Origin of the sequence: Nonomuraea phyllanthi (genome assembly GCF_006334985.2) — a bacterium.
Taxonomy (GTDB): Bacteria; Actinomycetota; Actinomycetes; order Streptosporangiales; family Streptosporangiaceae; genus Nonomuraea; species Nonomuraea phyllanthi.
On the sequence record NZ_VDLX02000009.1, the window covers coordinates 73,127 to 94,355 of the forward strand.

Below are 21,229 nucleotides of genomic sequence, written 5' to 3' on the forward strand. Positions count from 1 at the left end.
GCCCTCAAGGCAACCGCGCATCCCGTCGTCGTTTTTGTCGGCGTCGGCGCGTACGTTCACACCGAAACCACGTTCGAGATGGTGATGACCATGACCATGACCGCGCTCGATGAACAAGCCGCCGTCCTCGCCCTCACCAAAGCCACCCATACCCAGCCCTGGCACCACACCGCCCACGTTATCGCTGCCACGGGCAGCGCCCTCAAGCTCACGAATGGCGATGTCGCCGGACTGGACGAAACTGACCAGGCACACCTCGCCGATCTCCGCTCCCGCCTGAACATCGAAGACCTCAATCAGGCGCGTGACCTCATCACCGCCATGCGCGCCGCCGGCGTCCACCTCATCACCGTCCTGGACGACGCCTACCCCGGCAACATGCTGTGGGCCAACAACTACCCGCCGTTCGTGTGGGTTCGCGGCCGAATGGTCCCCGAGGACTACCGGGCCGTCGCCATCGTCGGCGAGCACGACAGCGAGCACGCCGTTACAGCCGCCCGGGCTCTGGCCGATGCCGGACTCACCGTCATCGCGCCGCTTCGCACCGACCTGGACGCGGCCGTCCACCAGGCCGCACTCGAAGCCGGCGGGCGCACGCTCGCCGTGCTGGCCGGTGGGATAGCCGCACCCGGCACTCTCGGCCCGTACGCGAATGTCGCTCAGCAGATAGGCCAGCGCGGCGCGTTGGTCTCCCCGCTGTGGCCCGACACCACCCCCACCCACCACCCGACCGCGCAGGAACGCGTCGTGACCTGCGGTTTGGCCGCCACCGTGTACGTCACTGACGGCGGCGACGGCGGACCCGGCCAGCACTGCGCCGACATGACGCTGAAGACGGGCAAGCACGTCTTCGTGCCCCAGCAGCTTCAGCAGGAACACCCATGGGTCGCGCGGGCGGGGTTTCGGGGAGGCATCACTGTCGTCCAAGACACTGACGAGTTGTCCAAGCACGCGGTCAATCTCGTAGATATGTGCTCCCAAACGACCATGTTTTGAGCATGGATGACGCCAGGGCTGTCACCGACCGCGTCATCCACCTGTACAGGAACGTTCCGGCGACGCGCCCCGGAGTCTGCCGGATCTGCCACACCGGGCCCAACAACAAGCGGGACACAGGAGAGCCACACGACATCTGCTCAAGTTGCGAGCGCACCATGGGCGGGCTCTACCGCCCGACCGAGCATGTGGTGCCCATCTCGTTGGCCGTCCAGTACGGCGAGGACAACGCCCTGTTCAAGATAGTGGTCAGTAAGGCGAACGCACGCGCCGCTCCGGGTTGGATGACGCCTCGCCGTCTGATGACGGCGACACTCTCCCGCTTCTACCAAGCCCACGAGGCATGCCTGACCGGCTTAGCCGGCGGGCCGTTCACGCTGGTGACTTCCATCCCCACCACCCGGAGAAACCAGCCCGTAGAGGCTATCCACCCCCTGATACTGATCATCAACGACATCAACGCATGGAAGGACCTGCACAAGCCGCACCTCTTGCTGGCCAACGATGAGCACGCCCCATCGCTCTACGATCGGTACTCTCACCCCGACGCTTTTCACGTCATGGGGGCGCGGAAAGAAGATCAGGTGTTGCACGGCGAACGAGTCCTCCTCGTGGATGACTGGTTCATGTCCGGTGCCCACGTCCAGAGTGCCGCATCCACGCTGTTCGAACACGGGGCGGAAGAAGTCGTCGCACTCGTGATCATCAGAGTGATAGACCCTTCCCCCGATCGCCCGAACAGGATGACCATCTGGCAGGAAGCATCGGCCGAACCCTTCGACTTCGACCGCTGCTGCATCTGCGACCGGCACGACCACACCAGGTCCTTGAGCAGCCGGTAACGGCCACCCCACGGCACCACACGACAGAGCCTCGGCGCTGACAGCGCCGAGGCTCTCGCGCATTCCGGCACCCCACCCCGTACCGGCGAGCCCTTCCGCACGCCTTGCCACCACCCGCCATCAGGGAAGGAACACCCCGCCATGTCCGGCGAGACCACGATCACCATCATCGGCAACCTGACCGACGACCCCAAGCTCAATTACACCCAGACCGGCACCGCCGTGGCCGGCTTCACCATCGCCTCCAGCGCCCGCACCTACAACACGCAGGTAGAGCAGTGGCAAGACGGCGAGGTGCTGTTCATGCGCTGCAGCGCGTGGCGCGACCTCGGCGAGCACGTCACCGAATCACTCACCCGCGGCACCCGCGTCATCGCCTCAGGCCGGCTGCGCATGCGCACCTTCGAGACCAGCGACGGCGACAAGCGCACCGTGGTCGAGATGACCGTAGACGAGATCGGCCCCTCCCTGCGCTTCGCCACCGCCAAACCCCAAAAGGCCGCCTGCACCGGCAGCAACGGCCACGTCGGCGGCACGTCCGACCCGTGGGCAACCAACACCCCTGCCAACGCTGGCGCCGGCGGTCAGTGGCAGGGCGACGAACCGCCGTTCTAGCAACAGCACGAGGGGCGGCCTCGGCGACAAGCAGCCGAGCACGCGGCCAAGGTCCCCGCCCCATTCCGATCACAGCCACCACCGAAAGGCCCCTGATCGTGAACACCACAACATCGTCAGATGCTGCCGCCCTCCGTGTTCTCAGCCTCGGCGCGGGTGTGCAGTCCACCACCCTGCTCTTGCTGTCGGCTCATGGGAAGCTGCCCACGATCGACGTAGCCGTCTTCGCCGATACCGGGTGGGAACCCAAAGCCGTCTACGCCCACCTTGATCGGCTGGAACGAGAGGTAGCCCAGCCAGCCGGCATCCCCATCCTGCGCGTCCGCGCCGGCTGGGTCGAAGGCAACGTGCCCGCATCCACGCCGGCGCGCATCACCGGCAACCTCCGCACCGACTCGCTCACCCCCGGCGCTTTCGTGCGCTTGCCCGTGTTCGTCCGCGACCGAGCCGGGAACGGAGCCGCGATGGTGCGCCGCCAGTGCACCGAGGAATACAAGATCAAGCCCATCAAGGCCGCCATCCGCGCCTTGCTGGGCTACCCGCACCCGCGCCCCGTCCCCGCCGAGGTGTTCGCCGACCAGTGGGTCGGCATCAGCCGCGATGAGTTCCACCGGGCAAAGGACGCTCACGTGCGCTACTTGCGCAACACCTTCCCCCTGCTCGACATGGACGGCGCTGCCGATGGCCGGCCCGGCTGGACCCGTACCGACTGCCAGCGCTACCTGCGTAGCCACGGCTGGGCGGACACCCCCAAGAGTGCGTGCATCGGCTGCCCCTTCCACGGCAACCGCCAGTGGCGCGAGCTGCGCGACAACCACCCCGACGAGTGGGCCGATGCGGTCGCCTTTGACCGCAGCCTGCGCGAGATGGCCTTGCGTGGCATCAAGGAACGGCCTTACCTGCATCGCAGCCTGCTGCCCCTCGACCAGGCCCCGATCAACAAGGTCACCCGCACCGAATGGAAGCAACGCCAAACAGACCTGTTCGAGGCCCTGGCCGACGACGCGACAACCAGTGCGACCGACGACGCCGAGGACGGCGCTCCAGCCGGCTGCTCCCCGTGGAGTTGTCGTGGCGACCAGATCACCGATGAGGCGGCCTGACAACCGTGGTACGCGGCCTCGGCGACAAGCCGCCAAGCACAACCGCCGAGGCCGCCCGCCCCACTCCCGATCACAAGAGGAAGGCACCTACCAGCATGACAGCAAGCTCTACCGGCTACCGGCTCTGGCAAGGGCGCGTATCCCTGAACTGGCGCCATGAGCCTGGACATTGGGGCGGTGGCCGCCGCCGCCCGTGCCGCCTCTGTCGTCGTCTGTGCTTCCTGCTGGACGACGACGGGCGACCCGTTCACAAGGTCTGCCTGGAGCAGGCGATGACCGCCGCCCTGCTTGCCGATCCCGGGAGGCAGGCAGCATGACCGCACCACACCGTCACGGTATGGTGGTCGCCGCTCTGGGAGCCGCCGCCCGCGGCTGGCCTGTCTTCCCTATCGCCGTGGGGGACAAGGCACCCCCGCGCGGCTTCACCGACTGGGAGACCCGCGCGACCCGCGACCCCGACCGCATCCGCGCGTGGTGGCGGCGCGCCCCCTACAACGTCGGCATCGCCACCGGCCCGGCCGGACTCGTCGTCATCGACCTGGACGTGCCCAAGCCCGACCAGCGCCCGCCCCGCGAATGGGACCTGCCCGGCATCGGCGACGGCGCCGACGTGTTCGCCCTGCTCTGCCAACGCGCCGGCATCCCGATCGAGTGGGAGACGCTACAGGTCCGCACCCGCCGAGGCGGCCTGCACCTGTACTACACCGCCCCGCCCGGCCCCCGGCTGCCCAGCACAAACGGCAGCCTCGGGTGGCTGATCGATACCCGCGCCTGGGGTGGCTACGTCGTCGCCCCAGGCAGCCACGTCGCCCTCCCCGACGGGGTCGGCAGCTACCGCGTGCAGCACGCCACGATGCCCGCCCCGCTGCCCCCCTCCCTGTTCAAGCTGCTCACACCCGCCCCGCTACCAGCCAAGAGGCCCGTGCACGTCCCCATCGCCAATGATCGCCATTCCGCCTACCTGCGCGCCGCTTTGGATCGCGAGCTTGCGCACCTGGCCGCCGCCCAACCCGGCCAGCGCAACCGTGCCCTGTTCGGCGCCGCCGCCGCCCTCGGCGAGCTCATCGCGGGCGGCGCGCTCCCCGAGGAACCCGTCAAAGAACTGCTTGAACAGGGAGGGGGCGACCTTGGACTAGCCCGCGCCGAAGTCGCGCGAACCATCAACTCCGGGTTGCGGCACGGCGCCCATCGCCCTCGCCGCCTGGCCACCGTCTGATCACAGCCGTGGGAGGCACCATGACCCATCACCCGACCGGCTCACAGCTACTCGACCGGCTGCGCGCCGCCCTGACCCGCTACGTCATCCTGCCGACCTTCGAGGCCGCCGACGCCGTCACGCTGTGGATCGCAGCAACCCATGCCCAACCCGCGTGGGCGCACGCGCCCCGCCTGGTCATCCGCGGCCCCGAGAAGCGGTGCGGCAAGTCCCGGCTACTCGACATCGTGGAGGCCACCTGCCACAACCCGTTCATCACCGTCAACTCCTCCAGCGCCGCCGTCTACCGCTCCATCACCGAGGACCCGCCCACCATGCTCGTGGACGAAGCCGACACCATCTTCGGCCCCAAGGCCGACGGCAACGAGGACCTGCGCGGCCTGCTCAACGCCGGACACCAGCGCAACCGGCCGGCCAAACGCTACGACGCGGCCACCAACCGCGTGGAAAGCATTCCGACCTTCGCCATGGCCGCACTCGCCGGCATCGGGGCTATGCCCGACACCATCGAAGACCGCGCCGTTGTCGTCCGTATGCGCCGCCGCGCGCCCGGTGAAACCGCCGCGCCCTACCGCCACCGCCGCGACCGCACACCACTGCGTGAGCTGGCCGCCGACCTTAACCAGTGGCTGCGCGCTGACCTGGCCACTCTCGAACAGGCCGAACCCGCCATGCCCGTCGAGGACCGCGCCGCCGACACCTGGGAACCCCTGGTCATCGTTGCCGACTACGCCGACGGCACCTGGCCCGAGCGTGCCCGCGCTGCCGCCTTGGCGCTCACCGCCGAGGCCGACGACAACGACCAGGCATCGGCGCGCGTCCGACTGCTGACCGCCTGCCGCGCCGCATTCAGCGCCGACACCGCACTGCCCACCGCCGTACTCCTGGAACGGCTCAAGTCCGACCCTGAGGGCGAATGGAACGAGCACGGACCGGCCGGCCTGACACCCATACGACTCGGCGCGATGCTGCGCGAATACGACATCCGCCCGGCCGCGATTCGCTTCCCCGATGGTCCGCTGAGGGGCTACCGCCGCGGCGACTTCGCCGACGCGTGGGCGCGTTACTGCCCGACCCTCGAACCCCCTCCGGAGGCCGACGTTCTGCATCTGGAGCGGGGTAGCCGTTACAGCCGTTACAGCCGTAACACCGCAGGTCAAGGCGATACGGCTTCCGACCCTGTTACGGCTTAACCCGTAACACCGCAACAAGCCGTTTCGGCCCTGAGCTGCGATGTTACGGCTGTAACGGGTTGAAACGGCTACCCCCTCCCAACCTGCTATCGGCCCCTCGGCGACAAGCCGCCAAGCATGACCGCCGAGGGCGCCGAACCCTTTCCGATCACGCCACACCCGGAAGGAACGCGCCGCCATGGCCACCGTCACCCGCCTACGCGCGATGCTCACCGTTCCCGAAGTCTGCACCGAACTCCAGATCTCCCGATCCACCTTCTACGACTGGCGCCAGAAGGGTCGCGCCCCACGCTGCATCACCCTGCCCAATGGTTCCCTTCGCGTCCGCCGTACCGACCTTGAAAGCTGGCTCAACGCCCGAGAGGACGCGGCCTGATGGAGAACACCACCTACCGCGTTCGCGTTCACAAGACCGAGGTCCGCAAGAACGTTGCGGGCAAGGTCACCTCATACCGCGTCCAGTGGTCCACGGATGGCAAGCCGTGGAAACGGACCTTCCAGAAGAGTGCGCAGGCAGATGCTTACCGAAGCAAGCTGCTCACCGCGGCTCGGGAGGGTGAGCCGTTCAGCCTGGCCACCGGCGAGCCGGTGAAGTGGAGCCGCGTTGAGCGGCCAGAGATGACCTGGTACGACTTCGCCTGCAAATTCGCCGACTTCAAGTGGAAAGCTGCCTCGGCTAAGTACCGCCAAGACATCGCCCGCGCCCTTACCGCAGCCACGCCGGCCATGCTCACGAGCGGCAAGGGCAAACCCTCTGACCTCCACCTCCGAACCGCCATGCGTCGATGGGGGTTCAACACGAAACAGCGCGCCGAAGCGTCCGAGGAAACGGCCGAGGTGCTGGCGTGGCTCGCCAAGAACACCCGTTCCGTTTCCGCGCTGACCGAGGCGGCCACAGTCCGGGCGCTGCTCGACGCTGCCACCTCGCGCCTGAACGGGAAAACCGCCGCCACAAGCACGATTCGTCGGCACAAGACCATCCTGCAGAACGCCATGGACTACGCCGTAGAGCTGAAGCTCTTGGATTCCAACCCGATCAAGGCTCTGAAGTGGAAGCCACCGCGGGTCACCTACGAAGTGGACCGACGTAGCGTCGTCAACCACGCCCAAGCCCGTCGCCTGCTTGCCGCGGTGCAAGCACAACAGCCCAGCGGAAAGCGGCTGGTCGCATTCTTCGCCGTCATCTACTACGCGGGGCTACGTCCCGAGGAAGTAGTCAGGCTTGGCGAGGACAACATCACCCTCCCCGAGCTGGCCCGAAATCCTGAGTCGGGAGAGCTGGAGGAGCCGGCTGACGGTTGGGGCGAGCTGCGCTTCGCCGGCGCCGCGCCGTTCGCCGGCCGTGAATGGACGGACGATGGCAGCCTGCGGGAAGAACGCGCCCTGAAGCACCGCGCCGAGGGGGAGACCCGCATCGTTCCCTGTCCTCCCGCGCTTGTCCGGATTCTCCGCGCGCACCTCGCGGAGTTCGGCACTGACCCCGGAGGGCGGTTGTTCACCGGAGTGCGCGGCGGTGAGCTGGCCGGCATCACATGCCGGCGCGTATGGGCCAAGGCCAGAGAGCACGCCCTGACCGAGAAGGAGGCACAGTCGCCGCTGGCCAAGCGCATCTACGACCTACGTCACGCCTGCGTTTCGACCTGGCTCAACGCTGGTGTACCGGCGACGCAGGTAGCCGAGTGGGCAGGTCACAGCGTGGATGTGCTGCTCAGGATCTACGCGAAATGCATCGTTGGCCAAGACGAGGCCGCTAAGCGGCGCATTGCCGACGCGCTGAAGGATCTCGACTCTCCAGTCTGACCTGATACCGCAATCGGACCCAGAAAATCGGCATCCAATTTCCGTACAGAACTTGCACGCCGATGATCTGGGTCCGTTAAGGTAGATCACAGGTAAAGTGATCACAGGAGGGACTGCCCCATGACCACCCCCATCCCCGCATGGACTCTCAAGCCCGACCAGCAGATCGAGCGCAAGAAACTGCACGAGGACTTCGGCGGTCGCACCCAGGGTGGCATCGGCCCGTCCAGCCGCAGCGACAACGTTTTCGTCTTCACCGACCCGATCGCCGGCGAGAAGCACGGCTACTTCGACGGCTGGATGCCTGACGGCCTGTTCCACTACAGCGGGGAGGGTCAGTATGGCGACCAGCGGATGATGTCCGGGAACGCGAGCATCCTCAACCACAAGCAGAACAACAAGGCGCTGCGCGTCTTCCAAGGCGCCCGCGGCACCGTCACCTACCTTGGCGAATTCGAGGTGGACGACAAGGAGCCCTGGTACGAAGCCGACGCCCCGGAAACTGGCGGTGGCGCCATCCGTCGTGTCATCGTCTTCCGGCTACGTCCCATCGACGCGGCCGTGCAACCGCCGCAGACCAGCCTGGCGCGGCTGCTTGACGCCGCCAAGGACAACCCGAACGAAGACCAGGTGCAGGAGCTCGAACTGGAGCAGCTGCTCACGGAGCGGACTTTCATCAACCCCGACCGGGAGCCGTACGAGGCTGAGCGGAAGGAGTCCACCCTCGTGCAGGCACTGGGCGATTACCTGCGCGGCAAGAATCACAAGGTCGGCCGGCATCAGATGCTGCCGAAGGGGGAGACCCGTCCGCTCTTCACCGACCTGTACGACCACGACGCCAAGCTGCTGGTTGAGGCGAAGGGCAGCGTCACCCGCGAGAACGTGCGCATGGCCATCGGCCAGCTGGCCGACTACGGCCGCTTCCTGCCGGACGCTACGAGGGCGATCCTGCTGCCCAGCGAGCCGCGTCACGACCTGATCGAACTGGCCCACAGTCAGGACGTGGTGGTCCTGTGGCCGGCCAAGCAGGGCTACGGCGCCAGTCGACCGGACTTCGAGCTGTAGTCGACCGGCCTAGTGAGGTCGTGGGTAAGCATTGGGTAGAGCCACCCGCAAACGATCGGTATCGGCCGTAGACAGCCGGACATGAGAAACCCCCGTCTCCGCGCGGAAGCGCAGGTCAGGCGGGGGTTTTGGCTGTTCTGGAGAAGTAGGGCGGGTGGGACTTGAACCCACGACCCACGGATTATGAGTCCGATGCTCTGACCGGCTGAGCTACCGCCCCTGGATTCAGTTGTGACGTGCGGCGCGATGCCCCAGAAGCACCTTGCTGAGCCCTCGCGCATGCTAAGGCTAGAGCATCGGATCCCGTCGTGGTGCCCGGCGGAACGGGCGACGGGTCTCCGCCGACATCATTCCATGCCCGGCAAGGTACGTGGAGCCCGGCACGATCATATTCAGGTCTCGGTTGCGGGAGCGTCCAAGGGATTCGGCGCCGCGGGCGGGGGCGGGCGGGTAGCTTCTGGGCGTGGCCGTGAAGCTGGTGTACGAGACACACTCCATCACCGTGGACAACGAGACGGGGATCTCCACGGGGTGGTTGCCGGGTGAGCTGTCCGCTCGCGGGCGGGAGGCGGCTGTGGAGCTTGGGGTGCGGCGGCGGGAGGTGGACGTCGTGTACGTCTCCGACCTGCGGCGGGCCGTGCAGACGGCGGAGATCGCCTTTGCCGGGAACGGGAAGGAGATCAGGCTCGATCGGCGGCTCAGGGAGTGCGACTACGGGATCTACAACGGGCGGCCGGCCAGTGAGGTGGCGGCGTTGCGGGCCAGGCATGTCGACACGCCGTGGCCGGGTGGGCAGAGCTATCGGCAGGTCGTGGTGGAGACGGCGGCGTTCCTGCGGGATGTGATGGCGGAGTGGCAGGGGCGGGTGGTGCTGGTGGTGGCGCATTCGGCCAATCGGTGGGCGTTGCAGCATCTGCTGGAGGGGACTCCGTTGGAGGAACTGGTCGACGCGCCGTTCGAGTGGCGGCCGGGGTGGGAGTTCTGCTTGGCGTGAGTGCGTTCGTTCCGTCCGAGTGACGGCCCGAGTGTCGGTCAGAGCCACACCTGGGAGTGCGGCCTGGGAGGGCTGCCTGGCGGGAGTCGTACGATGCTTCTTGATCGTGGGGCCGGGCCGATCCGGGGGGGTGCCCGGGCCGGTCCGGCCCTTTCCGCGGTTACGAGCGCTCAGAGCGCCCAGTGCTACGAGCGCGCAGTGTTACGGGGGCGCGGTGCTACGGGTGGTTCAGGCCGAGGGTGTAGGAGCCTGAGCCGCTGTAGGCGTGCACGCGGTACCGGTAGTACCCCGAGGTCCCGCTGTAGGAGATGGTCTCGTCGGAGTTGGGGCTGTCGCCTCTGGCGACCACGGTCCATGACGAGCCGTTCCACTTCTGCAGGTACACGTCGAAGTCGGTGCCGTCCGGCGCGTCCAGGCAGGCCGAGTGGGTGCCCGAGGTGCTCGACAGGTAGTACGACCCGTCCGGCTCGTACGTGCTCTGGTTGGAGCTCAGCGACCCGGAGTACGTCTCCTCGAAGCCGTCGCACCCGGTCGGAGGCGGTTCGGAGCCGCCGCCGGAGGTGATGAGGGTGAGGCTGCCCGCGGAGAGGATCTCGTTGACGGGCTGGAAGTACGTGACGCCGCCGCTGGAGCAGTTGCCCGAGCCGCCCGAGGTCATGCCCTGGGCCTGGTCGCCGGAGATGAACGCGCCGCCCGAGTCGCCGCCCTCGGCGCACACCGTGGTGCGGGTCAGGCCATAGACGGTGCCTTCCTGGTAGTTGACGGTGGAGTTCAGGGCGGTGACGGTGCCGCAGTGCCACTGGGTGGTGGAGCCGGAGCGGCACACGGAGCCCTGGGGCTGGGTGACGGCGGATCCGCGGACGGGCAGGATGCCGGCGCTGTAGCCGTTCACGACGCCGGGCGCGGTCCAGTTGGAGTTGGTGGCGATCCACGAGTAGTCGTTGCCGGGGAACGACGAGATCTGGAACGTCCCCTGCGCCACCCGGTTGTAGCCGGTGGTGGTGACGCCGACGCCGCCGCAGTGGCCGGCGCTGGTGAAGCCGAGCTGGGTGCCGCGCCGGGCGGCGAAGCCGACGGAGCAGCGGTAGCCCTCCGAGGTGTAGTACGCGTCCCCGCCCCGGATCTCGTAGAACAGGCGGGGGCGTTCGGCCGACTGTTCCAGCTTGACGGCCGCGGCGTCCACGCCGCTCGACGTCAGCCAGGCCGTCGCCGCCGCCTCGTCGCTCGTCCGGACGACGACCGAGTTGTCCTGGGGCGAGATGGCCCAGCTGTGTACGGAGGCGGGTGGCGCGGTCTTGTCCAGGCCCTCCTTGACGGTGGTGAGCTGGGCGAACGAGCGCGCCACGATGCGCGCCCTGGCGCCCGCCCGGTTGATGGCGGCCGTGTCGGCGGGGTCGACGCTGGCCACGACGAGGGCGCTCTCGGCGCCTTCGTACCAGATGCCGGCGTAGTCGTCGCCGAGCTTCTTGCGCAGGCCGGGGGCGGCGGCGTTGCCCCGGGTCTCGTTCGCCAGGCGGTTGATCGCCTGCTCCTTGGTGATGCCGAGGTCGCGCTGGAGGGCGTCGATCACGCCTGACGGGGGTTTGGCGGCGACGGCGGGGGTGGCCGTGACGACTAACGCGCCGATCGCGATGGCGATCAGCGCCGGAGTTCGGAGCATCGTGGTCTCCTCGCTGCTGGGGGTGCCGTCAACGTAACGGCGCGCCCAGACGCGGAGGAGTACTACTTTGCCCCTATCACGGTGTTATGGTGCGGTGCCGTATCCGGGGTTCCGTACCAGCCAGTCGGAATAGACCGGGTTGCGGCGTACGGCGTCGTCATGGACCTGTTTGGCCTGGGCCACCACCCACGCGGAGTCGGGGGCGGTGGGGTGGCGGCCGAGGAGCTGGCGCCAGCGCAGCGGCGCGCCGGCGAGCGGGACCGTGACGAGACCCTGCGCGGCCTGGTGGGTGGCCTGGCAGAGCACCACCGCGCGGCCCACCTGGGCGAGATGGATGCAGGTCGCCACGTCCGTCTCGTAGATCGTGCCGGGGGTGAACCCGGCACGCGCGCACGCCATCGCGAAGCAGTCGGCGAAGCAGCCGTCGCCGGGCGTCACCGCCCAGTGTTCGTCGGCGAGATCGGCCAGCTCCACCTCCTTCTCCGCGGCGGCCGGATGGTCGGCGCCGACCAGGCAGAACACGGGGTCGAGGCCGATGGTCTCCCACACCACCGAGCCGGAGGGGGTGCCGGAGTCGCCGCAGGCGCCGGTCAGCACGTAGTCGAGGCGGCCGAGGTCGACCATGCCGGTCAGCTCGTACGCCGACCAGGAGGTGTACGTGCGCACCGCCCGCTCTGCGGCCAGCCGGTGGACGAGGCCGCCCAGGATGGGGCCGTTGGTCGCGCCGATGCGGTAGGCGGGGGAGGAGGGGGAGGCGGCGAAACGTACCGCTTCCTCCTGTAGCTCCTGGGCTGCCGGGAGAAGCACCCGTGCCCTGGAGAGCACCAGCTCACCCAGTCTGGTGGGTCTCGCGCCGTGCCGGTCGCGCTCGAACAGGGCGCCGCCGAGCACCCGTTCGATGCGCTTGAGCTGGGCGGTCAGGGCCGGCTGTGCCAGCCCGAGCAGGGACGCGGCCTTGCTCACACTTCCCGCGTCCGCGACCGCGCGGACGATCCTGAGGTGCCTGAGCTCGAGGTCCATAAAGGGAACGTAAAGCGACCATCCCTCACAAACAATGCCATATGTCAGGAAATGTGACAGATATTGTCGAGGGTCTCCGGGGTAGAGGGAGCCCATGACGACGATGGGAATAGACCCGGCGCAGCTCAGCGACGAGGACGTGGTCCGCGAGCTGCGGCAACTGCACGCCACGCGGAGCGACACGTTCTTCCACGGGTCGGACGACGCCCTGGCGCGGCACACCTCGAGGACCAACGAGCTGGAGGCCGAGTACCTCCGCCGCAACCCGGATCGCGACGTCGATCCGTACCGCTTGAGGGAGGGGGCGAGAGAGCGCTCATGACGCGGTCACACGATGTGCAGGCCCTGTCGGACGTCGACATCCACGTGTACGAGACGGTGGCCTCCCAGGTGGTCGAGAACGGCGTGGCGGGGCTCGACGGCGTGGTGCACGCGTCCGGGCTGAGCGAGGACGAGGTACGCGGGTGCGTCGCGCACCTGATCGAGCAGGGGTGCGTGGTGCCCAGGGGAGACGGGCTCGCCCTGGGGCCCCACACGTTCGAGGTCTGGTACTGAGGCCTGAAGCGTCCGGGCCCGTGCCGGTCGGAGCCGCCGGACGCCTGCCCGTGCCGGTCAGAACCAGGACCGCCTGACGTCAGGGTCAGAGCCGCCGGACGCGGGCCCACACCAGGAACGTGCCGCCGAAGACGGCCATGATCAGGCCGGTCCACAGGTTGACGGCGCTCCCGAACGCCCCGGCGACGACGAGGATCACGCCGTACACCAGGAACAGCCCGCCGATCACCATCCGGATGTCACTCATATGATCACTCCGTACATCGCGGCGGCCAGGATGACGGCGCCCGTGCCGAGCAGCACGGGCGAGCGGTACCATCGCGCGTCACCCGCCAGCGCGTCGTCCTCCAGCCCGACGGCGCTGAGCCCGTACACGAGCCCGCGCAGCTCCTCGACCGGTTTGGCCGTGGTGACCAGCGTGACCACCACCGACACGACCACGTCCACGACGAAGGCCAGGCCGGCGCCCCAGAAGCTGGCGTTCAGCTCGGTGCCGAAGTCCACGAACCCGGCCTTGTACGCGATGTAGGACGCGAAGGCCGCCACGGTGCCCGCGAGCAGCCCCCAGAACCCGGCCCACGGCGTCATCCGCCGCCAGAAGAGCCCGACGATGAACGTCGCGAAGAGCGGCGCGTTGAAGAACGAGAACAGCGCCTGCAGGTAGTTCATGATGTTCGAGTAACCGGCCGCGATGAACGCCGTGCCGACGCCCAGCGCCACACCCACCACGGTCGCGATCCGCCCCACCCGCACGTAGTAGCCGTCGTCGCGGTCCGGCCGCAGGTGCGACTGCCAGATGTCGTTGGTGAAGACGGTGTTGAAGCCGCTGATGTTGGCCGCCATCCCGGCCATGAACGAGGCCAGCAGCCCGGTCACCGCGACCCCCAGCACGCCGTTCGGCAGCAGGTCGCGCATGAGCAGCGGGATCGCGTTGTTGTAGTCCTGGTTCTGCCCCCAGCCGCTGAACAGCACGAGCGCGATCATCCCCGGCAGCACGGTCACCAGCGGGATGAACAGCTTCGGGTACGCGGCGATGATCGGCGTGAGCCTCGCGGCGTTCGTGTTCCTGGCCGACAGCGCCCGCTGCACCTCCGCGAAGTTCGTCGTCCAGTAGCCGAACGACAGCACGAACCCCAGCCCGAACACGATGCCGATCCAGTGGGCGTGCATCGGGTTCTCGCCGGCCGTCCCGGCCCAGGTGTGCAGGCCGCCCTCGCCGAGGGAGCTCTGCCGTACCTTGTCCACCAGCCCCGAGATCCCGCCCACCTTGATCAGCCCGAGCACGGTCAGCGGGATCAGCCCGGCGAGGATCACGAAGAACTGCAGCACCTCGTTGTAGATGGCCGAGGACAGCCCGCCGAGCGTGATGTACGCCAGCACGATCACCGCGGAGACCACCACCGAGACCGGCAGCGGCCAGCCCAGCAGCGCCTCCATGACCAGGGCGAGCGCGTAGAGGTTCACGCCCGCGATGAGGATCTGCGCGACCGCGAACGTGATCGCGTTCAGCAGCTGCGTCGCCCCGTTGAAGCGTTTGCGGAGGAACTCGGGCACGCTCCTGACCTTGGAGCGGTAGTAGAAGGGCATCATCACGATGCCGAGGAACACCATCGCGGGGACCGCGCCGATCCAGTAGTAGTGCACGGTCATGGCGCCGTACTGCACGCCGTTGGCCGCCATGCCGAGGATCTCGATCGCGCCGAGGTTGGCCGACACGAACGCCAGGCCCGTGACCCACGCGGGCAGGCCGCGGCCGGCCAGGAAGAAGTCGAGGCTGGAGCTGATCCGTCTGCGGGCGGCGACGCCGATGGCGAGCACGGTGACGAAGTAGATCGCGATGAGGACGTAGTCGAGGGGGTTCACGTCGAGTCGCACGGCACCGCCGCTACCCCCAGAAGTCCCGATATCACCGGCCATGCCGACCCGACGTGCGTCTGCTCAGGTGAACCGTGCGCGCCCCCAGGCGAGGAGACCCGCGTTCCCCCAGGTGAGGAGTCCTGGGCTCCCTCAGGGGAACGCGTGGTGGACCGGGCGGCAGGGCTCGCCATACTGTCGGAGTGTGCACTACTCCCCGAGGGGGAACGTCGCCGACCTGAGCCCGGCGCGGGCGCGGGAGCGCTTCCGCGCGGGCGAGCGCGTTCCCACGGCGGGCTGGTGCCGGGGCTGGACGCAGGCCAACCTGATCGCCGTGCCCAGCGGGCTGCGGTACGAGCTGCTGCTGTTCGCCCAGCTCAACCCTCAGGCGTGCCCGGTGCTCGACGTGGGGGAGCCGGGCGCCTGGTCCACGCCGCTGTTCCCCGGCGACCTGCGTACCGACCTGCCCGGGTACCGCCTCTACCGCGACGGGCGGCCGGTCGCCGACCTCGGCGACGTGCGGGAGGAGTGGCGCGACGACCTGGTGCCGTTCCTCATCGGGTGCAGCTTCACCTTCGAGGCGGCGCTGCTGGCCGCCGGGGTGCCGGTGCGGCACCTGGAGCTGGGGACGAACGTGCCGATGTACGTCACCGACGTGCCATGCTCGGCGGCGGGCAGCCTGTCGGGGCCGCTGGTCGTGTCGATGCGGCCGGTGCCCGAGGCGCTGGTGGCGACCGCCGTCGAGGTGAGCGGGCGCTACCCGATGGTGCACGGCGCGCCCGTCCACACCGGCGACCCCGCGGCGATCGGGATCGCCGACCTGGCCAGGCCCGACTTCGGCGACCCCGTGGAGGTGCGCGCCGGCGAGGTGCCGCTGTTCTGGGCGTGCGGGGTGACGCCGCAGGCGGCGGTCATGGCCAGCGGCGTCGAGTACGCGATCGGCCACCTGCCGGGACACATGGCCATCCTGGACGCCCGCGACGACGACTACCGGGTGTGACCCGCGCGGACGCCACCGCTCGCCACCCCGCCGCCGGGTCCCCGCTACGGGGCCTTCACGCAGTCCGGGTCTCGCGCGGCCCCGACAACCCCCACGAGATGACCTTCTTGGGCGTGATCCTGATGATCTCCCGGGAGAAGAACGGCACGGGCGGGTCGACGTCGGTCAGCGCCTCCGCCGTGCCCCTGATCTCGATGCCGCGCACCTCCCACGGATCCACCGACACCATGTCGTCCACGACGAAAGCGACGGTGCTGCCCTGCTGGATGTTCCTGAACTTCTTGGATGCGCCCAGCGCGTGCCCGCCGATGGTGATGGTGCCGCTCTCGGCGTCCACGAAGAAGCCGACCGGGTTGTTCTGGGTGTCCCCGGCGGGCGATACGGTGGCCAGGCGGCCGAGGTGCTGGGCGTTCAGGTAGTCAAGTTCGGCTGGTGTGAAAGTCATGCGACCCAGTCTGCAACCTTGACATTGGTTGAGGTCAACCCATGCCGTCGGTCAGCCAGCGCAGCGGGTTGTCGTGGGTGACGAGCTCGATCACCTCCGCGCCGGCGCCGGACTCGCGCAGGCGCGGCAGCAGGGCATTGTGCAGGTGCGCGTAGCCGGGGCCGCCGTACTTGCGCAGCTGCGCCACCCGGCTCAGCCCCGTGCTGATCAGCAGGCGGTCCGCGTGGCCGTCCTCGATGAGGGCGAGCGCGATCCTGGCCGCCTGATCCGTGCCGAGGCCGAGCAGGCCCAGGCTCACGTACGCGCCGGCTTCGGCGATCTTCCTGGCCGCCCCCAGGTCGGTGCCCGCGTACCCGACGGCCACCCGGGAGGCCGGCAGGCCCTGAGAGAGCAGGATCTCCAGCAGGGCGGGGGCGTTGGCGCCGTGCGTGGCCACCGGCAGGCGCGACTTCAGCGAGGCGCGGGCGGCGGCGATCAGGCAGCGCTCCTCGCGCGGGGTGGGCTCGGCGCCCCAGGAGCCGACCTCGCCGATGACGCCGGGGAACACGCCCATGTCGTCGGCGCCGCTGAGGATGTCGTCCATCAGGCGGCTGGTGAGGGAGTCCACGTCGGCCTCGCCGACGCTCGTGAACGGCTCCGCGTACAGCCCGGTCGAGGCGATCACCGGCACCCTGCTGCCCGCCGCCATGCGGGCCAGGGCGGCGGCGTCGCGGCCCATTCCCATGCAGGTCAGGTCGACGACCAGGCCGAGCCCGCCGGACTGGCGCAGCTCGCGGAGCTCGCCGGTGACGGCGTGTTCCTCGTCGAGCCAGCGGTACGGGTCGGAGTCGATGCCGACGGCCCATCGCATGTCGGTACGCAGGTGCTCGTGGGGGAGCACGGCGCCGGTGACGGCGGCCGCGCGTACAGGACCGGTAACGGTGCGGAGCAAAACCTCGGGCATAACAGACATTAACCGATGTTTGCCGGAAGCCGCCTGGTCTGGCGGGATATTTTACCGTCTGGTGGGTTTGGTGAACTGCTAGTCGGCTGCAAGAGGTCACCCTCCACCGCGCCGTATCCTGGGTGGCACACCGAACTGCCGGGGGGAATTGTGCAGGTTCAGTCGTCCGAGACCGGCGATGCCGACGTGATGAAGCACGATGCGGGCGACCGTTCCGAGATACCGGAGCGCCGCACGGGGATCCACGGCTGGCTGGACGGCATCAGGTCGACGCGCACCGGCGCCCTCACGCTGAAGATCGTCATCGGCGTGATCGGGACGCTCATGGTGGTGGCCGGGCTGATCATGGTGCCGTTCCCCGGGCCGGGCTGGGCGGTCGTCTTCGCGGGCCTGGCGGTGCTCGCCCTGGAGTTCCACTGGGCGCGCAAGGTGCTGGACTTCGGCAAGAGCACGCTGCACGCCTGGATGGAGTGGTACAAGCGGCAGGGCTGGCTCGTCCGGGCCGTGGTGCTCGTCGTGACCGTGGCCGCCGCCGCGGTGATCGTCTACGTCGGCCTGCGCACGCTCGGGTTCGACGTGATCGCGATGGCCCGCCAGTACCTCGTCTGAGCGGACCCAGACCGCATCGGCATCGCGCCCCCGATCGGGTGCCCTCCCTGCCTATTCTGCGGGCGTGATCGCCGAAATCGCCCTCGCCCTGTCCCTGACGCTGTCCGGCGCCTCCACCGCTCCGCTCGCGGCTGATCTGGTCCTGCCAGGCACCGGAAACATGAAATATCGCGAAAAAACCGGCGATCCCGTACGGCTCGCCGCCTACGGCCTCGGCACCAAGCGCACCTACCTCCGATCCGCGACCGGCACCTCCTTCGCCTGGGAGAAGACACTGTCCGAGGTGTCCGTCTCGCCCGGCCGCCGCCTGACGGCGGGGGTGCCCGGCGCGTACCGCTCGGGCTACGACTCCCTGATCGTCACCGACCGCACCACCGGCAGGTCCAGCCGCATCCGCACCGTCAAGAAGCCGATGACCGCCTCCTACGCCTCCTGGTCCCGCGACGGGAAGCGGGTCGCGCTCACCGTCGAGCAGAAGGTGAGCGGCACGTGGCGGGTGCTCGGCTTCACGGTGGTGGACGTGACCGCCAAGAGCGCGCGCACGGTCCGCGTCTCGGGCCTGAGCCGCGACGCCGGCTTCTGGTGGAGCCCCGACGGCAACCTCGTCTCGATGTACGGCAAGGGCCTGCGCGTCTACCGGGCCTCCGACGGCGCGGTCGTGCGGACGTACGCGGACGTGGGCCGGCCGACCGGCCCGGAGGACGCCTTCTCGCCCTCGGGCAAGCGGCTGACCACCTGGTGCCCGTCGCGTTTCAAGGAGCAGCTCTGCCTGGTGGACGCGGCCACCGGCACGATCGCCCGGCGCGTGAACGTACGGCCCGAGGCGCTGTTCGGGTGGTGGGACGAGAGCCACGTCATCGCCGTCATGGCGCACGGCGCCGACCACCGGCTGGCCGTGCTCGACCTGAACGGGAAGGCGACGCGCGTGCTGGCGGACGTGCCCCGCGCCACCTGGGCGTCGGAGCTGTGGCTCTCCTTCAGCCGCGCCTCGTAGGTCCTACAGGTAGAGGCCCGTGCCGTGGTCGGTCTCCTGGGTGGCCACCGCGTGCAGGTCGCGCTCGCGCATCACGAGGTAGACCTGCGCGTGCACCTCGACCTCGAACTGCTCCTCGGGGTTGAACAGCACCTTGTCGCCCACCTTGACCGAGCGCACGTTCGTGCCGACGCCGCAGACCTCGCCCCAGGCCAGCCGGTTGGCCATCTTGACCGTCGCCGGAATGACGATGCCGGAGCCGCTGCGCCGCTCCTCGGCCTCCTGCTCCAGCTTGATCATGACCCGGTCGTGCAGCATCTGAATCTCGAACTTGGGCTCTACCACAGCCCCAAGTTTACGAGCAGCGGCACGCGCGAAACTCCGCGAGCGTGATCAGGGCGGCCCGCGATGAGCTCCCCATAGCGGCATATATCCCGATAGGAGTTCGTGAGAAGGTGTGCTCCATGCACGACGTGGAAGCCAGGGTCCTGAACGCCCTTGACACGGCCGAGACCGTGAACCTGCTGGCCGAGACCGTCAGGGTCCCCAGCGTCACCGGCACCGACGCCGAGTCCGACCTGCAGCACACCACAGCCCGCCTGCTCACCGAGGCCGGCATGGACGTGGACCTCTGGAAGCTCGACCTCGCCGATCTCACCGGCCGTCCCGGCTTCCCCGGCACGGAGGCGCCGAGGAGCGAGGGGTACGGCGTCGTGGCCGTCACCGCGGGCGAGGGCACGCCGGCGCTGGCGCTCCAGGGGCACGTGGACGTCGTCCCCACCGGCGACCTCGCCAAGTGGGAGGGCAGCGACCCGTTCGCGGCCCGGATCACCGGGGACGTGCTGCACGGCAGGGGCGCCTGCGACATGAAGGCGGGCCTGGTCGCCAACCTGGCCGTGGCGCGCGCGATCCACCGGGCCGGGGTACGGCTGGCCAGGCCGCTGGCCGTGCACTGCGTGGTCAGCGAGGAGGACGGCGGGCTCGGCGCGTTCGCCACGCTGGCCAGGGGGCACACGGCGGAGGCCGCCGTGATCACCGAGCCCACCAGCGGCGCGGTCATCACGGCCAACGCGGGCGCGCTGACGTTCCGGCTGGAGCTCGCCGGACAGGCCGCCCACGGCGCCACCCGGTACGAGGGCGTCAACGCGATCGAGGTGTTCTGGCCGGTGTTCGAGGCGGTCAGGCGGCTGGAGGCCGAACGCAACCGCGACCTGCCGGAGGTCTTCGGCGACAACCGCCTGCCGTACCCGATCGAGATCGGGACCGTGCGCGCCGGGGACTGGGCCAGCACGGTGCCCGACCTGCTGGTCGCCGAGGGGCGGCTCGGGGTGCGGCTGGACGAGGACCCGGCGGAGGCGCGGGCCGCGTTCGAGGAGGCGGTCGCGGACGTGGCGCATCCCTGGCTGCGCGCAAACCCGCCGGTGGTGACGTGGCCGGGCGGCCAGTTCGCCAGCGGCCGGCTGCCCGCCGGGCACGAGTTGCTGGACGAGGTCGGCCGGGCGGTCGCCGACGTCACGGGCGCGCGGCCGGCCGAGGCGGCGGCGCCGTACGGGAGCGACCTGCGGCTGTACGCGGCGGGCGGGATCCCGACGCTGCACTACGGCCCCGGGGACGTGCGGTTCGCGCACGCGCCGCGCGAGCAGGTCGACCTGGGCGAGCTGCGCGCCGTCACCCGGGCGCTGGCGCTCCTGGCCGTACGGCGGTGCGGCGCGCACTGATCACGGACTATAGTCCGGTTCATGTCGGAGTCATTGGAACTGCTGGTCGGCCGGCCCGTACGAGAGCGGGCGGACGCGGCCCGCAACAGGGAGAAGGTGCTGGCCGCGGCGGCCCGCCTGTTCGCCGAGAAGGGCGTGGACGCGGTCTCCATGGACGCGGTCGCGGCGGAGGCGGGCGTCGGCAAGGGGACGTTGTTCCGGCGGTTCGGCGACAAGTCGGGGCTGGCCGCCGCGCTCCTCGACGCCCGCGAGCGCGACCTGCAGGAGCGCATCCTCTCGGGCCCGCCGCCCCTGGGGCCCGGGGCGCCCGCCGCCGAGCGCCTGACCGCCTTCGTGGCCGCCTACCTCGACTACCTCTTCTCCCACCTGGACCTGGTGCGCATGTCGGAGACCGCCAGCCCGGGGGCGCGCTACCGGATCGGGTCCTACCGGTTCTGGCACCGGCACGTGGCCATCCTCCTCGCCGAGGCCCGGCCGGGGGGTGACGGGGACGCCCTGTCCCACGCGCTGCTGGCGGCGCTGGGGGCGGAGGCGGCGGGGGTGCTGCGCGACGAGTACGGCCAGGCCAGGGCGGAACAGGCGATCACCGCTCTCGTCACCGCCCTGACCACGGCCCCCTGACCCACCG

The 21,229-nt window shown here is 69.4% G+C and carries 23 protein-coding genes, 1 tRNA gene and 1 pseudogene; 17 read left to right on the plus strand and 8 right to left on the minus strand.

Annotated features, from left to right (window positions below):
- Window positions 1–90 precede the first annotated feature (90 nt).
- From FH608_RS24110 to FH608_RS24150, 9 genes and pseudogenes are all read left to right on the plus strand, one after another.
- Window positions 91–996, plus strand: coding sequence for a DNA-processing protein DprA (locus FH608_RS24110; RefSeq protein WP_193318591.1), 906 nt, complete (start codon window positions 91–93; stop codon window positions 994–996).
- A 2-nt stretch (window positions 997–998) separates the two neighbouring features.
- The gene (locus FH608_RS24115) at window positions 999–1,838 is read left to right on the plus strand and encodes a phosphoribosyltransferase (protein ID WP_139632867.1); all 840 of its coding nucleotides are present in this window, start codon (window positions 999–1,001) and stop codon (window positions 1,836–1,838) included.
- A 141-nt stretch (window positions 1,839–1,979) separates the two neighbouring features.
- Window positions 1,980–2,453 (plus strand): single-stranded DNA-binding protein, encoded by a 474-nt coding sequence (locus tag FH608_RS24120; RefSeq protein WP_139632869.1) that lies wholly within the window; start codon window positions 1,980–1,982, stop codon window positions 2,451–2,453.
- Window positions 2,454–2,611: 158 nt separating this feature from the next.
- Window positions 2,612–3,556, plus strand: a complete 945-nt coding sequence (locus tag FH608_RS24125) for an adenine nucleotide alpha hydrolase family protein (RefSeq protein ID WP_226899833.1) — start codon at window positions 2,612–2,614, stop codon at window positions 3,554–3,556.
- Window positions 3,557–3,893: 337 nt separating this feature from the next.
- Entirely contained in the window at window positions 3,894–4,772 is an 879-nt protein-coding gene (locus FH608_RS24130) for a bifunctional DNA primase/polymerase (protein ID WP_139632871.1), read from the plus strand.
- A 20-nt stretch (window positions 4,773–4,792) separates the two neighbouring features.
- Complete coding sequence (locus FH608_RS24135) at window positions 4,793–5,965, plus strand: DUF3631 domain-containing protein (protein WP_193318592.1); 1,173 nt, start codon at window positions 4,793–4,795, stop codon at window positions 5,963–5,965.
- Between the two features lie 172 nt (window positions 5,966–6,137).
- Window positions 6,138–6,341 (plus strand): annotated as a pseudogene (locus FH608_RS24140) (helix-turn-helix transcriptional regulator); the annotation flags it as partial.
- Window positions 6,341–7,765, plus strand: a complete 1,425-nt coding sequence (locus FH608_RS24145; RefSeq protein WP_139632875.1) for a tyrosine-type recombinase/integrase — start codon at window positions 6,341–6,343, stop codon at window positions 7,763–7,765. The pseudogene FH608_RS24140 and the gene FH608_RS24145, both read left to right, overlap by 1 nt.
- Before the next feature lie 120 nt (window positions 7,766–7,885).
- Window positions 7,886–8,830 (plus strand): restriction endonuclease, encoded by a 945-nt coding sequence (locus FH608_RS24150; protein WP_139632876.1) that lies wholly within the window; start codon window positions 7,886–7,888, stop codon window positions 8,828–8,830.
- Between the two features lie 146 nt (window positions 8,831–8,976).
- Here FH608_RS24150 and FH608_RS24155 read toward each other — a convergent pair.
- Window positions 8,977–9,050 (minus strand) — tRNA-Ile (locus FH608_RS24155).
- Between the two features lie 243 nt (window positions 9,051–9,293).
- Here FH608_RS24155 and FH608_RS24160 point away from each other — a divergent pair.
- On the plus strand, window positions 9,294–9,824 hold the full coding sequence (locus FH608_RS24160; RefSeq protein ID WP_139632878.1) for a histidine phosphatase family protein: 531 nt from the start codon (window positions 9,294–9,296) through the stop codon (window positions 9,822–9,824).
- A gap of 217 nt (window positions 9,825–10,041) precedes the next feature.
- On the opposite strand, the gene FH608_RS53860 is transcribed toward FH608_RS24160, so the two are convergent.
- Both FH608_RS53860 and FH608_RS24170 read right to left on the minus strand, forming a co-directional pair.
- Window positions 10,042–11,484, minus strand: coding sequence for a S1 family peptidase (locus tag FH608_RS53860; RefSeq protein WP_193318593.1), 1,443 nt, complete (start codon window positions 11,482–11,484; stop codon window positions 10,042–10,044).
- An 84-nt stretch (window positions 11,485–11,568) separates the two neighbouring features.
- Window positions 11,569–12,504 carry a LysR family transcriptional regulator gene (locus FH608_RS24170; protein WP_139632880.1) on the minus strand — a complete coding sequence of 312 codons (936 nt, stop codon included), beginning with the start codon at window positions 12,502–12,504 and terminating at the stop codon, window positions 11,569–11,571.
- 94 nt (window positions 12,505–12,598) lie between these two features.
- Here FH608_RS24170 and FH608_RS24175 point away from each other — a divergent pair, with 94 nt between their 5' ends.
- Together FH608_RS24175 and FH608_RS24180 are read left to right on the plus strand one after the other, a co-directional pair.
- Window positions 12,599–12,826, plus strand: a complete 228-nt coding sequence (locus tag FH608_RS24175) for a DUF6158 family protein (RefSeq protein ID WP_139632881.1) — start codon at window positions 12,599–12,601, stop codon at window positions 12,824–12,826.
- Window positions 12,823–13,059, plus strand: coding sequence for a hypothetical protein (locus tag FH608_RS24180; RefSeq protein WP_139632883.1), 237 nt, complete (start codon window positions 12,823–12,825; stop codon window positions 13,057–13,059). The genes FH608_RS24175 and FH608_RS24180 overlap by 4 nt, the downstream gene beginning before the upstream one ends.
- 85 nt (window positions 13,060–13,144) lie before the next feature.
- On the opposite strand, the gene FH608_RS51650 is transcribed toward FH608_RS24180, so the two are convergent.
- On the minus strand, window positions 13,145–13,306 hold the full coding sequence (locus FH608_RS51650) for a hypothetical protein (RefSeq protein ID WP_193318594.1): 162 nt from the start codon (window positions 13,304–13,306) through the stop codon (window positions 13,145–13,147).
- Window positions 13,303–14,934 carry a sodium:solute symporter family protein gene (locus FH608_RS24185; protein ID WP_226899834.1) on the minus strand — a complete coding sequence of 544 codons (1,632 nt, stop codon included), beginning with the start codon at window positions 14,932–14,934 and terminating at the stop codon, window positions 13,303–13,305. Before FH608_RS24185 ends, FH608_RS51650 begins: the two co-directional genes overlap by 4 nt.
- Before the next feature lie 184 nt (window positions 14,935–15,118).
- Here FH608_RS24185 and FH608_RS24190 point away from each other — a divergent pair, with 184 nt between their 5' ends.
- On the plus strand, window positions 15,119–15,913 hold the full coding sequence (locus FH608_RS24190) for a putative hydro-lyase (protein ID WP_226899835.1): 795 nt from the start codon (window positions 15,119–15,121) through the stop codon (window positions 15,911–15,913).
- 55 nt (window positions 15,914–15,968) lie between these two features.
- On the opposite strand, the gene FH608_RS24195 is transcribed toward FH608_RS24190, so the two are convergent.
- Together FH608_RS24195 and FH608_RS24200 are read right to left on the minus strand one after the other, a co-directional pair.
- Window positions 15,969–16,358, minus strand: coding sequence for a PPOX class F420-dependent oxidoreductase (locus FH608_RS24195; protein ID WP_139632888.1), 390 nt, complete (start codon window positions 16,356–16,358; stop codon window positions 15,969–15,971).
- A 34-nt stretch (window positions 16,359–16,392) separates the two neighbouring features.
- Window positions 16,393–17,289, minus strand: coding sequence for a phosphotriesterase family protein (locus tag FH608_RS24200; protein ID WP_317135579.1), 897 nt, complete (start codon window positions 17,287–17,289; stop codon window positions 16,393–16,395).
- A 201-nt stretch (window positions 17,290–17,490) separates the two neighbouring features.
- On the opposite strand from FH608_RS24200, the gene FH608_RS24205 reads away from it, so the two are divergent.
- Complete coding sequence (locus FH608_RS24205) at window positions 17,491–17,910, plus strand: TIGR02611 family protein (protein WP_226899886.1); 420 nt, start codon at window positions 17,491–17,493, stop codon at window positions 17,908–17,910.
- A gap of 64 nt (window positions 17,911–17,974) precedes the next feature.
- The gene (locus FH608_RS24210; protein WP_139632894.1) at window positions 17,975–18,904 is read left to right on the plus strand and encodes a TolB-like translocation protein; all 930 of its coding nucleotides are present in this window, start codon (window positions 17,975–17,977) and stop codon (window positions 18,902–18,904) included.
- 3 nt (window positions 18,905–18,907) lie between these two features.
- Here the strand turns inward: FH608_RS24210 and FH608_RS24215 are convergent, their stop codons facing one another.
- A complete protein-coding gene (locus FH608_RS24215; protein WP_139632895.1) occupies window positions 18,908–19,228 on the minus strand; it encodes a GroES family chaperonin in 321 nt (106 codons plus the stop codon).
- Window positions 19,229–19,347: 119 nt separating this feature from the next.
- On the opposite strand from FH608_RS24215, the gene FH608_RS24220 reads away from it, so the two are divergent.
- Window positions 19,348–20,601 carry an ArgE/DapE family deacylase gene (locus tag FH608_RS24220; RefSeq protein ID WP_139632896.1) on the plus strand — a complete coding sequence of 418 codons (1,254 nt, stop codon included), beginning with the start codon at window positions 19,348–19,350 and terminating at the stop codon, window positions 20,599–20,601.
- Between the two features lie 21 nt (window positions 20,602–20,622).
- Window positions 20,623–21,222: a TetR/AcrR family transcriptional regulator gene (locus tag FH608_RS24225; protein ID WP_193318595.1), complete on the plus strand. Its 600-nt coding sequence runs from the start codon at window positions 20,623–20,625 to the stop codon at window positions 21,220–21,222.
- Window positions 21,223–21,229: the final 7 nt, after the last annotated feature.

Coding starts and splice junctions, on each gene's coding strand:
- FH608_RS24130 (WP_139632871.1), top strand. CDS start 3,894: ATGGTGGTCGCCGCTCTGGGAGCCGCCGCCCGCGGCTGGCCTGTCTTC.
- FH608_RS24175 (WP_139632881.1), top strand. CDS start 12,599: ATGACGACGATGGGAATAGACCCGGCGCAGCTCAGCGACGAGGACGTG.
- FH608_RS53860 (WP_193318593.1), bottom strand. CDS start 11,484: ATGCTCCGAACTCCGGCGCTGATCGCCATCGCGATCGGCGCGTTAGTC.
- FH608_RS24115 (WP_139632867.1), top strand. CDS start 999: ATGGATGACGCCAGGGCTGTCACCGACCGCGTCATCCACCTGTACAGG.
- FH608_RS24120 (WP_139632869.1), top strand. CDS start 1,980: ATGTCCGGCGAGACCACGATCACCATCATCGGCAACCTGACCGACGAC.
- FH608_RS24150 (WP_139632876.1), top strand. CDS start 7,886: ATGACCACCCCCATCCCCGCATGGACTCTCAAGCCCGACCAGCAGATC.
- FH608_RS51650 (WP_193318594.1), bottom strand. CDS start 13,306: ATGAGTGACATCCGGATGGTGATCGGCGGGCTGTTCCTGGTGTACGGC.
- FH608_RS24170 (WP_139632880.1), bottom strand. CDS start 12,504: ATGGACCTCGAGCTCAGGCACCTCAGGATCGTCCGCGCGGTCGCGGAC.
- FH608_RS24205 (WP_226899886.1), top strand. CDS start 17,491: ATGAAGCACGATGCGGGCGACCGTTCCGAGATACCGGAGCGCCGCACG.
- FH608_RS24110 (WP_193318591.1), top strand. CDS start 91: ATGACCATGACCGCGCTCGATGAACAAGCCGCCGTCCTCGCCCTCACC.
- FH608_RS24135 (WP_193318592.1), top strand. CDS start 4,793: ATGACCCATCACCCGACCGGCTCACAGCTACTCGACCGGCTGCGCGCC.
- FH608_RS24225 (WP_193318595.1), top strand. CDS start 20,623: ATGTCGGAGTCATTGGAACTGCTGGTCGGCCGGCCCGTACGAGAGCGG.
- FH608_RS24195 (WP_139632888.1), bottom strand. CDS start 16,358: ATGACTTTCACACCAGCCGAACTTGACTACCTGAACGCCCAGCACCTC.
- FH608_RS24180 (WP_139632883.1), top strand. CDS start 12,823: ATGACGCGGTCACACGATGTGCAGGCCCTGTCGGACGTCGACATCCAC.
- FH608_RS24145 (WP_139632875.1), top strand. CDS start 6,341: ATGGAGAACACCACCTACCGCGTTCGCGTTCACAAGACCGAGGTCCGC.
- FH608_RS24220 (WP_139632896.1), top strand. CDS start 19,348: ATGCACGACGTGGAAGCCAGGGTCCTGAACGCCCTTGACACGGCCGAG.